Origin of the sequence: Paraburkholderia diazotrophica (assembly GCF_038900755.1) — a bacterium.
GTDB lineage: Bacteria > Pseudomonadota > Gammaproteobacteria > Burkholderiales > Burkholderiaceae > Paraburkholderia > Paraburkholderia diazotrophica_A.
The window spans coordinates 722,910-736,005 of record NZ_JBBPEN010000003.1 but is presented as its reverse complement, the minus strand read 5'-3'; the positions used below and the strand labels follow the sequence as shown (position 1 = coordinate 736,005).

The window sequence follows — 13,096 nt, the reverse complement described above, 5'->3', positions numbered from 1 at the left end:
AAGCCGGCATCGAAAACTGGTCCAACCAGATTCGCGCGGCGCTGCATCCGTCACGCGTCGGGCGTGCCTTTGCGTGTCAGGCGGCTTCGGCAACCTGGAACGCGTCGACGGAAGTCTTCAGTCGCCCGGCCTGCTCGGTCAGCGAATGCGCGGCGGCCGCCGCCTGTTCGACGAGCGCAGCGTTTTCCTGCGTGAGGCTGTCCATCTGCGTGACGGCGTGATTGACCTGATCGATGCCCGCGCTCTGCTCGGCCGCCGCCGCGGCGATCTCCTGCATCACGCTCGTCACGCTTGCGATCGCGTCGCGCGCCTGCTCGAACGTCACGCCCGTGCGCTCGACGAGGCCCGCGCCATTGCCGACCTTGTCGACGGCGCGGCTGATCAGTTGACGCACTTCCTTCGCGGCGCCCGCGCTGCCATGCGCGAGCGTGCGGACCTCGCCCGCGACGACCGCGAAGCCGCGTCCCTGTTCGCCCGCGCGCGCGGCTTCGACGGCTGCGTTCAGCGCGAGGATGTTCGTCTGGAACGCGATGCTCTCGATTACCGCGATCACCTCGACCATCTTCTGCGATTCGGTGGAGATGTCGCGCATCGTCGACACGGCCTCGCCGACCATCCCGCTGCCTTCGTTCGCGATGCGCGCGGCACGCTCGGCGAGTTCGCTCGCGGTCCGCGCGTTCTCGGCCGTCTGACGGACCATCGACGTCATCTGCTCCATGCTCGCCGCCGTCTCCTGCAACGACGCGGCCTGGTTCTCGGTGCGCGACGACAGGTCCGCATTGCCGCTCGCGATTTCATGCGCGCCCGTCGCGACATGATCGGCGGCATGCTTGATCGCACGGATCGTGTCCGTCAGCGTATCGCGCATGCGGCGAATTTCGCGCAACAGGCTCTGTTCGTCGTTGCGGCGTGTGTCGATCGAAACGGTCAGATCGCCGACGGCAATCGCGTTCGCGACATCGGCCGCATAGCCGGGATCGCCGCCGATCGTGCGTTGAATGCTGCGGTTCGTGAGCGCGACGAGCGCGGCGAGCAGCAGCGCAATGCCGATGAACACCGCGCCGATCCAATACAGCGAGCGCATGAACGCGGCGTCGATATCGTCGACATAGGCGCCCGTCGCGATGATCCAGTCCCACGGCGCGAAGCGCACGACATAGCCGATCTTGCCGACCGCTTCGGCCGGTCCCGACGAAGACGCGGACTTCGAATGCGGAAACACGTAGTCGACAAAGCCGCCCTCGGGCGACTGCGCGACCTTCGCGAAGCTCACGTAGTGGTGACGGCCGTCGGCGTCGGCGGTGCCCGCGAGATCCTTGCCATTGGTCGCGGGCTTGATCGGATGCATGACCATGCGCGGCGTCGAATCGATCACGAGGAAGTAGCCATCCTCGCCGTAACGGACGTCCCGCAGACGGTCGAGCGCCTGCTTGCGGGCGTCGGCCTCGCTCAGCTTGCCGCTCTGCGCGAGCGCCGCGTACTCCTTGACCAGCGACAGGCCGACATGCGCGACGTTGACCAGGTCGTTCTTGCGTTCCTCGATGCGCGTCTCGCGCGACAGCCACGCAGCCGACAACGACACCAGCAACAACGCGATCAGACTGATGACGAGCGGCAACCACAGTTTCTGGGTAAAACTCAGCTTCAGCATCGGGACGCCTCTCAGAGTGGGCGATTCTTAAAATGGGCGCGCTGAGGAACGTGACACGCGCATGTCTCCGCCTGATATATCGACCGATGTCGCCGTCACTTTTGTAGTGGGAAACCCTGCTATCGGGCAGGGATGCCGGATAGGGACGCGCGCTTTGTCTTTGTCTGCGGGCTCAGCGGGCTCAACGGGCTCAGCGGGCTCAGCGGGCTCAACGGGCTCAGAGGGCTCAGCGGGCGTCGAAGCGCGCGGCGAGCCGCCTTTCCCGAAACGCGCCGACGACGAAGTCGATGAACACGCGTGTCTTCGCGGGCAGCAGCTTGCGGTTCGGGTAGTAGAGCGTGAGCGGGCTCAGTTCCGCGTGCCAGCCCGGCAGCAGCCGCACGAGCTTGCCGCTCTCGAGCCACGGCGCGGCATGCGGCGTCGGCAGGAACGCGATGCCGAGCCCCTGCGCCGCGGCATGCGCCATCGCTTCCGGGTCGTCGAAGATCATGCGGATGCGGCATTCGGCGAGCGCCTCTTCGCCGATCTGATTGCGCATCGTCCATGCGCGCACGCGGCCCGTCGTGCTCGAGCGGCGTGCGATGCCGTCGAGCTCGGCCAGCCCGGACGGATGCGCGGGCATCGGCCTGCCCGCCATATACGCCGGCGACGCCGCGATGATCACGCACGGCCGCGCCAGTTCGCGTGCGATCACGCCTTGCGTCAGTTCGATTCCACCGCCGATCGCCGCATCGAAGCCGCCCGCGATCAGGTCGACGGCGCGATTGTCGAAGTGCCAGTCGGGCACGATGTCGGGATAGCGCTGCAGGAATTCGCCGAGCAGCGGCACCAGATACTCGCGCCCGAACGCGACGGCCATGCTGACCTTCAGCACGCCCGACGGCTTGCCGTCGTGCTGCGCGGCCCGTTCGAACGCGTCCTGCAGGCTCGTGAACGGCCCGCTCGCGTCGGCCCATAGCTGCTCGCCGGCCGGCGTCATCGTGAGCTTGCGGGTGCTGCGATGAAAAAGCCGCACGCCCAGATGCGCTTCGAGCCGCGCAATGTTCTTGCTGACGGCGGCGGGCGTCAGGCCGAGCCGCCGCGCCGCCGCCGAAAAGCTGCCCGTTTCGGCCGTCTGGACGAACGATTCGATGAGATTGAGCGCTTCCATTGCGATGCCGGCTTATACCTGTGGTTGAAACTGTTAGTCCGCATTCGATCCTACCGATACGCGAATCCACTTGCCATACTGATCTCACCTCAATATCACATGGAGCACACACAGCATGAGCACGAATCTGCAAGGCAAGGTTGCTTTCGTCACAGGCGGCGCGCGCGGGATCGGCGCGGCGGTGGTACGCCGGCTCGCCAGCGAGGGCGCGACGGTGGCTTTCACGTATCACAGCTCGGCCGCGAGCGCGAACGATCTGGTCGCGAGCGTCGAGAACGCGGGCGGCCGCGCGATTGCCGTCAAGGCCGATGTCGCGGACCCCGCTTCGCTGACCAATGCGATCAACGAGACGGCGCGCCAGCTCGGCAAGATCGACATCCTTGTCAATAACGCGGGCGTGCTGCGCCTGGGCACGCTCGACACATTCACGCTGGAAGATTTCGACGCGACCTTGCAGGTGAACGTGCGCGCCGTGTTCGTCGCGTCGAAGGCGGTGCTGCCGCACATGGGGCAGGGCGGACGGATCATCAACATCGGCAGCTGCAACGCCGAGCGCATGCCGTTCGCGGGCGGCGCCACGTACGCGATGAGCAAGTCGGCGCTGCAAGGGCTCGTGCAAGGTCTTGCGCGCGATCTGGGGCCGAAGGGCATCACCGTCAACAACGTGCAGCCCGGTCCGACCGATACCGACATGAATCCGGAAGGCAGCGAGTTCGCCGCTTCGCTGCATGGCCTGATGGCGATCGGCCGTCATGCGCGTCCCGAGGAAGTCGCGGGCATGGTCGCCTATGTCGCGAGCCCGGAAGCGGGCTTCGTGACGGGCGCGAGCCTCACGATCGACGGCGGCTTCAACGCCTGATCGGCTGAGCAGGGCCGTCCGCGTGCGACGCGGGCGGCTCGTTTCATGATGTATGGCGTTGCACCGGCGCGCTCGCGCAGCGCGCGCCATCCGCAATTCGCTCGTTCTTCTCCGGTAGAAAAGCCGTCAAGCAGCAATCAAGCAGTAAGCAAGCAGCCGTCAAAAGGCCGTCAAACAACCGTCAATCGGCTGTCACGTAACGCGAGTGCCGCAAGCTCATGTCAGAATGGCGCTTTCGTGGACCCCACCCTCGAAACGCACATGAATCTGAACCTGGCGCCCGCCACGTATGGGGCCGACCGCTCCGGCCTCGTCTGCGGCTTTCGTTTTGCTCCCGACAAGCCCGGCATTGCTCTCGATGCCGACTCCGCCGCCGAATGGCTCGACGACGTCGCGAAGGCACCGAACGCGAATCCGGGCGAGTTCCTGTGGCTTCATTTCAATCTCGCGCATGTATCGAGCGAGCGCTGGATGCGTACGCATCTCGATCTGCCCGAAAGCTTCTTCGAAGCGTTTCGCGAAGGCTCGCACTCGACGCGCATCGAGCATCAGTACGGCGCGCTGCTCGCCGTCGTCAACGACGTGATGTACGACTTCGAGCAGACGCCTTCCGACATCTCGACGCTCTGGGTCTACACGCACAAGCGCATCATGGTCACGGCGCGGCTGAAGCAGCTGCGCTCCGTCGACCGGTTGCGCGCGTCGGTGCGCAACGGCGAGAGCTTCGATACGGCCGCCGAACTGCTGATCCATCTGCTGCGCGACCAGGCCGATCTGCTGGTCGAGATCGTGCGCAGAACGAGCGTCGAGGTTGACCGCATCGAAGATCACTTCCTGTCGCTGCGCGCGTACGAGAGCCGCCGCGATCTCGGCGCGATGCGACGCGTGCTCGTGCGTCTGCAAAGGCTGCTCGCGCCGGAGCCCGGCTCGATCTTTCGTCTGCTGGTGCGCCCGCCCGCGTGGCTGTTGCCCGCCGACGTCCAGAGCCTGCGCGATTCGACGGAAGAGTTCTCGCTGGTGCTCGGCGATCTCTCCGGTCTCGCAGAGCGCATCAAGCTGCTGCAGGAAGAAATCGCCGCGCGCCTGAACGAGCAGACCAACCGCACGCTGTTCACGCTGACCATCGTCACGGTGCTCGCGCTGCCCATCAATATCATCGCGGGGCTGTTCGGGATGAACGTCGGCGGCATTCCGCTCGCGGAGAACAAGCACGGTTTCTGGATGATGGTGCTGCTCGTCGTCAGCTTCACGTTGCTCGCGGGCTGGTGGGGATTCCGGCGCCGCGTGCCGCGATGAATGTGCTGCATGCGCTGAATGCGCGCAGCGTGGCCCACGCCGCACTCGAAAACGCATTCCTTTCGTTAAGAGATCGCACAGGCCGGGCGTAAAATCATGGGCCGTTCGAGAGGAACGACACTGCACGCCGGACGTCCGTTTCAGGAGGCATGACATGGCAAAGCTCGTCGCGCTGTACAACGTACCCGCAGACCGCAACGCATTCGACGCCTACTACTTCGAGAAACACATACCCCTCGCCAAATCCATTCCGGGCCTGCGCCGCTATGAAGTGAGCGTGGGGCCCGTCGCTAGCGCGAAAGGCGAATCGCCGTACGTGCTCGCCGCAATCCTCAGCTTCGACAGCTTCGATGCGCTTCAACAGGCGATGACCACGCCCGAAGCCGCGGCGACCACCGCCGACCTGCAGAACTTCGCGCAGGCAGGTGTCGAGCTGCTCGTCTTCGATACGAAGGAAGTCTGACGCGCAACGCAACGCGCCGCAACGCGCGTTCGCGTCGTCTATCGCGCGTCCGCGTGGCTCGCGGCGCTTGCATAGCGCACGCGCATTTTCAAGGCTGCGTCTACGTGTAATCCCTGGCGGACCGCCTCGGATGATAACGCTACCATCCGTTCATCCCATCGTCGTCGATCCGTGCAGGAAGAACGCCCGTCGCGTCCGCCTGCTTTGCTTCGGGCGGAAATGATAGCGTTACCAAGGAGACTCATTTGTCCTCGAATCGCAAGAAGCCGGAAGAGTTGCGCAGCTACCGCTGGTACGGCGTCAACGATCTCCGTTCGTTCGGCCACCGCTCGCGCACCGCGCAGATGGGCTATCACTCGTCCGAGTACATGGGCAAGCCGGTGATCGCCGTCGTCAACACGTGGAGCGAGATCAACTCGTGCCACACGCACTTCAAACAGCGTGTGGAAGAAGTGAAGCGCGGCATCTGGCAGGCGGGCGGCTTTCCCGTCGAGATGCCCGCGATGACGCTCGCCGAGCCGTTCCAGAAGCCGACCACGATGCTCTACCGCAACTTCCTCGCGATGGAGACGGAAGAACTGCTCAAGTCGTATCCGTTCGACGGCTGCGTGCTGATGGGCGGCTGCGACAAGACCACGCCCGGTCTGCTGATGGGCGCGATCAGCATGGACCTGCCCGCGATCTTTCTGCCCGCCGGTCCGATGCTGCGCGGCGACTGGAATGGCCGCACGCTCGGCAGCGGGTCGGACACGTGGAAGTACTGGGCCGAACTGCGCGCGGGCAAGATCACCGAGGACGAATGGAAGGGCATCGAGAGCGGCATCGCGCGCTCGCCGGGCCACTGCATGACGATGGGCACGGCATCGACGATGACGAGCGCGACGGAAGCGCTCGGTCTTACGCTGCCGGGCTTTTCGTCGATTCCCGCAGCGGATTCGCGTCACGCGCAGTACGCGTCGCTGACGGGCAAGCGCATCGTCGAGATGGTGTGGACTGATCAGAAGCCGTCGGACATTCTCACAGCGAAGTCCTTCGATAACGCCGTCACGACGGTGCTCGCGATGTCGGGGTCGACGAATGCGATCGTGCATCTCGTGGCCGTCGCGCGGCGCGCGGGCATCGATCTGACGACCGCGCGCTTCGACGAGCTCGCGCGCGTGACGCCCGTGCTCGGCAACATCCGTCCCGCCGGCCAGTATCTGATGGAGGACTTTTACTACGCGGGCGGCCTGCGCGCGCTGCTGGTCGAGCTGGGCGAACTGATCGACGGCACGCAGATGACCGTCAACGGAAAGACGCTCGGCGAGAACATCGCGGGCGCGGAGATCTTCAACGACGACGTGATCCGCAAGCGCGGCAATCCCCTCGTCGAGCGCGACGGCCTCGCCGTGCTGACGGGCAATCTCGCGCCCGACGGCGCCGTGATCAAGCCCGCCGCGATGGAGCAGCATCTGCTGAAGCATCGTGGCCCTGCCGTCGTGTTCAAGGACTACAACGACATGGCCGCGCGCATCGACAGCGAAGAACTGGACGTGACGGCCGACTCGGTGATCGTGCTTCAGCATGCGGGCCCCGTCGGCGCGCCGGGCATGCCCGAATGGGGCCAGCTGCCGATTCCGCAGAAGCTGTTGAAAGAGGGCGTGCGCGACATGGTGCGCATCTCCGATGCGCGGATGAGCGGCACCAGCTATGGCGCGTGCGTGCTGCACGTCGCGCCCGAATCGTTCGTCGGCGGCCCGCTCGCGCTCGTGAAGGACGGCGACATCATCGAACTCGATGTGGCCGCGCGGCGCCTGCACGTGGACATCAGCGACGCGGAACTGGCAAAGCGCAGACAGGCGTGGACGCCGCCGAAGCGTCCGTTCGAGCGCGGCTTCGGCGTGATGCATCAGTTGCACGTCACGCAGGCGAACAAGGGTTGCGACTTCGACTTTCTCGAAGAAAAACTCGCGGCGTCGCCGGAAGCGAATCGCGACGAGCCGGAAATCCATTAACGCACACTACGTCACAAGCCACCGAAAATGACCGCATCCGAACAGCAGACCGTGAGCGCCGAAGCGCTCGAACAACTCCGCCACGTCAGCACGGCGACGCTCACCACGCAACTCTTCAAGCGCGGCCTGCGCAACGTGTTCCTGCAAGGCGTCGCGCCGCTCGCGAAGCCCGCGCCCGGCGCGCCGAATCTCGTCGGCCCCGCGTTCACGCTGCGCAATATTCCGGCGCGCGAAGACCTCGATCATGTCGGCGTATTCCAGAACCCGGATCATCCGCAGCGCAAGGCCGTCGAGACGGCGCCGCCCGGCAGCGTGCTCGTGCAGGACTGCCGCGGCGAGCGCTCGGTCGCATCCGTCGGCTCGATTCTCGCGTTGCGGCTCGCGAAGCGCGGCGTCGCGGGCATGGTGTCCGACGGTCCCGTGCGCGACAGCGGCTCGATTTCCGAACTCGGCCTTCCCATCTGGTGCGCGGGCGCGAGCGCGCCGCTGAATCTCGCGAAGCATCACGCCGTCGACATGAACGTGCCGATCGCATGCGGCGGCGTGGCCGTGTATCCGGGCGATATCGTCGTCGCGGATGTCGACGGCGTCGTGATCGTGCCGCGCGAAATGGCCGAAGAAGTCGCGCGCGATGCGACCGGGCAGGAGCGGCTCGAAGCCTTCATCACCGAGCGTATCGCGCAAGGCAATCCGCTGCGCGGCAACTATCCGCCGAATGACGAAACGCTCGCCGCGTACGACGCGTGGCGCGAAGCAACGAAGTAGCGCACCGGAAGCAGAGCGGCCGAAGCAGAGCGGCCGAAGCAGAGCGGCCGAAGCAGAGCGCCATCCGTCACGAACACAACTTGAACAACGAGGTCCGCGCACAGACAGCGGACCCAGGAGACATCGTGAACACCGTCACTTCAGCGATCGACGAATCGCGGCTCATCAACCGGCTCGGGCTGCGGCTCATGCCGTTGCTCGGCCTCCTGTATCTGGTCGCGTATATCGACCGCTCGAACATCAGCTTCGCGAAGCTGCAGATGCTCGGCAGTCTCGGGCTTTCCGAGGTGGCGTATGGACTCGGCGCATCGCTGTTCTTCATCGGCTACCTGATCTTCGAGGTGCCGAGCAACGTCATGCTGCACAAGTACGGCGCGCCGAAGTGGATGGCGCGGATCATGTTCACGTGGGGCGTCGTGACAGTCCTGCTTGCGTTCACAAAGAACGCGACGATGTTCTATGTGCTGCGCTTTCTGCTGGGCGCGTCCGAGGCGGGGCTCTATCCGGGCGTGATCTATTTCCTGACGCTGTGGTTTCCGCAACGGCATCGTGTGCGCATGCTCGGTTATTTCACGGTCGGCAGCAGCCTGGGCAACATGATCGGCGCGCCGATCTGCGGATGGCTGCTCGATAAAGGTGGCCTCCTCGGGCTGCAAGGCTGGCAGCTGGTGTTCGTCGTCACGGGCATTCCGTCCGTGCTGCTGACGTTCGTTGTGCTGTTCCTGCTGCCCGCGTCGCCGCGTGAAGCAACGTTCCTCTCGGACGACGAGAAGGCATGGCTCACGCGCACCATCGAAACGGAAAGCGCGCAGGCCCGCAAGAACGCATCGGGCCACGCATCGCTGCTGAGCGTGCTCGCCGAGCCGCGCGTGATCGGCATGGCGCTCTACTACATGATGCTGTCGATCTCCGTGTACGGCGTCAGCTACTGGCTGCCGACGCTCGTGAAGGGCTTCGGCGTCAGCAACACGACGAACGGTTTCCTCAACATCATCCCGTGGCTGATGGCGACGATCGTGCTTGCATGGCTGCCGTCGAAACTGCGCGCGGGCAATCGCGCGATCATCGCGATGCTCGCGTCGGCGCTGCTCGGCATGGTGTTCTTTCTGTCGTCGGTGTTCATGCCGACCAACACGCTGCGCTTCATCGCGCTGTGCTTCGGCGCGCCGTGCATGTATCTGCTGATCCCGTGCTTCTGGACGTTGCCGCCGAAGTTCCTGTTCGGCGCGCGCGCCGCAGCGGGTATCGCGGCGATCAATTCGCTCGGCAATATCGGCGGCTTCATCGCGCAGAATCTCGTTCCGTTCGTCAAGCAGACGACGGGCAGCACGCAGGCGCCGATGCTGATTCCCGCCACCTGCATGCTGATCTTCGCAATCGTGACCAGCTTCGTTCTGCGCCGCAGCGGCAACGCGGCGCAAAACGTGAGCACCGCGCCTGTGACGGAGTGAGCCCGCTTCGAGGCCGCTTCGAGGCATTGGCTACAATCGCCGCGCAACAATTTCGGGTGCACACATTCATGCCGACCGCCAAGCCAACCGACGCATCGATCGAGCTCAAGGGCAGCACCGCCGCGCCCGCGCGCCGCACGCGCGGCGGTCCGAAGGGCGTGCGCATCACCGATGTCGCGGCGCAGGCGGGCGTGTCGCCCATTACCGTGTCGCGCGTGTTCAACAATCCCGCTTCCGTGGCCCCCGAAACGCTCGAACGCGTGCGCCAGGTCGTGCAGAAGCTCGGCTATGTGCCGAACCGGCTCGCGGGCGGGCTGTCGTCGGCGCGCTCGCGGCTGATCGCGGCCATCGTGCCGACCATCGCGCACTCGCTGTTCTCCGAGACCATCCAGGTATTCAGCGAAACGATGTCGCGCGCCGGCTATGAAGTGTTGCTCGCGCTGAGCGGCTACAGCGACGCGAACGAAGAAAGCCTGCTCGATACCGTGCTGAGCCGTCGTCCCGAAGGCGTGCTGCTGACGGGCGTCGCGCACACCGATTCATTGCGCGAGCGCTTGCGCAATGTCGGCATTCCCGTCGTCGAGACGTGGGACATGACGGATACGCCGATCGACATGCTGGTGGGCTTTTCGCACTATCAGATAGGCGTAGCGGTGGCGGAGCGCTTTCTGTCGCGCGGCGTGAAGCGGCCCGCGCTGATGTCGGCGAGCGATGCGCGCGCGCTCGCGCGCCGCGCGGGGTTCCGCGACCGGCTCGCGCAAGCAGGGATGACGGACATTGCCGAAGTGATCGTCGAGCCGCCAAGCTCGCTCGCGACGGGAAAGGCCGCGCTGCCGCAACTGCTCGAACGCGCGCCGCAAGTCGATGCCGTGTTCTGCGGCTCGGATCTGCTCGCGATCGGCGCACTGGGCGCGGCGAAGCGCCTCGGCCTCGACGTGCCGTCGCGGCTTGCGATCTGCGGCTTCGGCGATCTCGACTTCGCGTCGGAAACGTCGCCGCAACTGACAACAGTGCGCGTCGACGGCACGCGCATCGGCGTGAGCGCCGCGCGCTTTCTGCTCGATCGATTGAATGGGGTGCACGAGCCCGCATTCGTCGATGTGGGGTTCAGCGTGGTGGAGCGCGAATCGGCGTAGACGCCGACCTGAAGCGATCGCTTCTCCGGTCTCGCGGGTTGCTGACGCTTTCTGTTGTCCTGACGATCAGCGGCGGATAGAAGTCATGCCGGCGCAACTCAAGCCAGTCATCTCCGATTCAGATATTTGCGACGATCCTTGACCATTGTCGTGCGTTCTAACGCGTACGCGCCAGCTTTTAGGACTTTTCTTGCATCTCACGGTGCGTCTCCCCATTAGCATGCCGACCGGCGATTCGCGTCGAGCGTGACGAGTGCCTTATCTCAGCGCGGTCTTGCGGGCGTCTCTCCGGCACCTGCCCGAAGCGATCCGCCAACTTCCCCGAAAGGCAACAATCACAGGCCTCGATCATGCCGATACATCGTTTTCCGATGGAACATGGCGGTTCCGACCGTCTTGTCATCAAGACAGGTAACTTCAAATTCAACAAAGCCAAAATCACGCTCGACGGACAATCCGTGCTGGAGGGCATGACTTCGGAGCAGATGAAACAAGGCGTGTCCGTCTCGTTGCCCGACGGCTCGCATCTGGCTATCAAGCTTGTTGGTAATGCTCTTTACGCCCAGGCAAGCGGTTTCGAAGTACTTCTCGACGGCAAGCCGCTGCCGGGCTCCATCGGCACGCCGGAACATGCCGTACTGACGGCGAAGAGCGGCGGCCAATTTCTGTACTTTCTGGCAGTCCTGAACTTCGTCGCAGGGCTGGTTGCAATCTACTCGAACAGTGACGGGCTGTTCGCCGGCGGCAACGCATTGCCATTGTTCGCCGTCGCAACGGTGCTGGCCGTGCTAGGCATTTTCGTCCACCGCAAACTGTCGCTGATCGCATTGGGCGTCTCGATTGCTCTTCTGATCGGCGACGCTATCGTGAGCCTTGCATCGCAGCTCGGCGACGGCACGCATTTCAATCCCGGCTTTCTCGTAGCGCGTGTTCTCTTCGTGCTGATCCTGATCGGCTATTTCCGCACGATCCGCCAATACAAACTGTCCGTGCAGATGGCGCAGGCATAACCCGCGGGCGTCGCGGGCCTTTCGGGTTATCGCGAACGCCTGTCGTCGTGTGGCTTGCTCATCGGAGCGAGCCCAGCAGGAAAGCAAAAAATGAATACGATCGATAGACGGGTTTTTGCCGGCGTGGCTGGCGTGGTCTGTTTCTTCGCAATTGCGGTTGTTGGTTCCAGGTTTTATCTGGAAAAGCGCGCAGTTGCACACGCGCAGCAGGAAGCCGAACAAATCAGACGGGAAGCGGCCGCAAGACATCCTGATCAGCCGCTGTCGTTGGCGATGGCGAAGGATGCATCTGCCCGGATGAGCACCGAACTGCGCAACGAGTCGGATGAGAAACGGCGGCAGTTGCGTGCAGCGGCCGCGTTTTACGGGTTCTATGAAGCGAATACCGTCGTGCGCGCAGGGTACTGTCGCGAGCTAGGCGTGGATATTGCCCCCTTCGTCAGGGCGTTCGAAAGCAGGCACGTCGATTTGCTGCAGAAGGCGAAAAAGCTGTCCGCCGATTTTCCGACGACCGTAGAACACGCCATCGAGTTGATGAAGCCGCAACTGCGCGCAGTCATCGACCAGGAGGCGTCTGATGCGGCGGCCAACGGAAGGATGTCTAAAAAGCAGGTGTGCGAGTTCGTTGCGCGTCATGCGGACGCAATCGCGTCCAGGGGAATGTTTGCAAAGATTCAACCTGACGCGTACGCGATCCTCAACGACGCGCATTGAACGCGATATGCGATGACCGGCTCCCCGGTCATTTAAACCCGCTTTCGAGTCAAAACGACTGCTGTCAAAAGGACTGACATCGGATTCAGGTATCTGTTTCTTAAGGGATTTAGAGTTGGCACAAAACGTGTATGAGGGTTTACGCGGCCATGCGAAGCCGCGACTCTGTCAACACGAAACACGCAGGCCAACAAACATGTCGCTGATCACCACGCTCAAGCTCGATCACGAAGAAATTTTCCGTTTGCTCGATGAATGCCGCGCGCTCGGCGTCGTCACCGACGAGGGGCGCCGCAAGCTCAAGCAGGTGCGCGGCGTCGTCGCGGCGCATTTGAAGCGCGAAGACGACAGGCTGTATCCCGCGATGCGCAGGCACGACGAGACGCGCGCGCTCGGCGAGATGTACGCGCAGGAGATGCGCGCGATTTCGTCGGAGATTCTCGGCTTTTTCGATCGACTCGAGACCGGCCGCTCGGGCCTCGAGTTCGCGCGTGAAATCGGCCGCGTGATCGCGCATCTGCGCCAACGGATGACGCGCGAAGAAGTGCGTCTGTATCCCGCATTCGAGGCGCACTGCGAATAAGCCGTCACGCGCCACGGGGCGGCC

Annotated in this window: 12 protein-coding genes; 10 read left to right on the top strand and 2 right to left on the bottom strand. The window is 64.1% G+C overall.

Annotated elements, in window-relative coordinates; all coding sequences use genetic code 11:
• Positions 1 to 76: 76 nt before the first annotated feature.
• Positions 77 to 1,651, bottom strand: a complete 1,575-nt coding sequence (locus AABE10_RS13335) for a methyl-accepting chemotaxis protein (RefSeq protein WP_342933705.1) — start codon at positions 1,649 to 1,651, stop codon at positions 77 to 79.
• Between the two features lie 226 nt (positions 1,652 to 1,877).
• The gene (locus AABE10_RS13330) at positions 1,878 to 2,801 is read right to left on the bottom strand and encodes a LysR family transcriptional regulator (RefSeq protein WP_342933704.1); all 924 of its coding nucleotides are present in this window, start codon (positions 2,799 to 2,801) and stop codon (positions 1,878 to 1,880) included.
• A gap of 115 nt (positions 2,802 to 2,916) precedes the next feature.
• Here AABE10_RS13330 and AABE10_RS13325 point away from each other — a divergent pair, with 115 nt between their 5' ends.
• From AABE10_RS13325 to AABE10_RS13280, 10 genes are all read left to right on the top strand, one after another.
• Positions 2,917 to 3,660 carry an SDR family oxidoreductase gene (locus tag AABE10_RS13325; protein WP_342933703.1) on the top strand — a complete coding sequence of 248 codons (744 nt, stop codon included), beginning with the start codon at positions 2,917 to 2,919 and terminating at the stop codon, positions 3,658 to 3,660.
• Between the two features lie 261 nt (positions 3,661 to 3,921).
• Complete coding sequence (locus AABE10_RS13320) at positions 3,922 to 4,956, top strand: transporter (protein WP_342933702.1); 1,035 nt, start codon at positions 3,922 to 3,924, stop codon at positions 4,954 to 4,956.
• A gap of 154 nt (positions 4,957 to 5,110) precedes the next feature.
• On the top strand, positions 5,111 to 5,419 hold the full coding sequence (locus AABE10_RS13315) for an EthD family reductase (RefSeq protein ID WP_342933701.1): 309 nt from the start codon (positions 5,111 to 5,113) through the stop codon (positions 5,417 to 5,419).
• Between the two features lie 245 nt (positions 5,420 to 5,664).
• Positions 5,665 to 7,413 (top strand): L-arabinonate dehydratase, encoded by a 1,749-nt coding sequence (araD, locus tag AABE10_RS13310; RefSeq protein ID WP_342933700.1) that lies wholly within the window; start codon positions 5,665 to 5,667, stop codon positions 7,411 to 7,413.
• A 27-nt stretch (positions 7,414 to 7,440) separates the two neighbouring features.
• Positions 7,441 to 8,178: a ribonuclease activity regulator RraA gene (locus tag AABE10_RS13305; protein WP_342933699.1), complete on the top strand. Its 738-nt coding sequence runs from the start codon at positions 7,441 to 7,443 to the stop codon at positions 8,176 to 8,178.
• A 125-nt stretch (positions 8,179 to 8,303) separates the two neighbouring features.
• Positions 8,304 to 9,629: an MFS transporter gene (locus AABE10_RS13300; protein WP_342933698.1), complete on the top strand. Its 1,326-nt coding sequence runs from the start codon at positions 8,304 to 8,306 to the stop codon at positions 9,627 to 9,629.
• 68 nt (positions 9,630 to 9,697) lie between these two features.
• Positions 9,698 to 10,765 (top strand): LacI family DNA-binding transcriptional regulator, encoded by a 1,068-nt coding sequence (locus tag AABE10_RS13295; RefSeq protein WP_342933697.1) that lies wholly within the window; start codon positions 9,698 to 9,700, stop codon positions 10,763 to 10,765.
• 371 nt (positions 10,766 to 11,136) lie between these two features.
• A complete protein-coding gene (locus AABE10_RS13290; protein ID WP_342933696.1) occupies positions 11,137 to 11,775 on the top strand; it encodes a hypothetical protein in 639 nt (212 codons plus the stop codon).
• Positions 11,776 to 11,865: 90 nt separating this feature from the next.
• Positions 11,866 to 12,489: a hypothetical protein gene (locus tag AABE10_RS13285; protein WP_342933695.1), complete on the top strand. Its 624-nt coding sequence runs from the start codon at positions 11,866 to 11,868 to the stop codon at positions 12,487 to 12,489.
• 196 nt (positions 12,490 to 12,685) lie between these two features.
• Complete coding sequence (locus tag AABE10_RS13280; RefSeq protein ID WP_342933694.1) at positions 12,686 to 13,072, top strand: hemerythrin domain-containing protein; 387 nt, start codon at positions 12,686 to 12,688, stop codon at positions 13,070 to 13,072.
• Positions 13,073 to 13,096 lie beyond the last annotated feature (24 nt).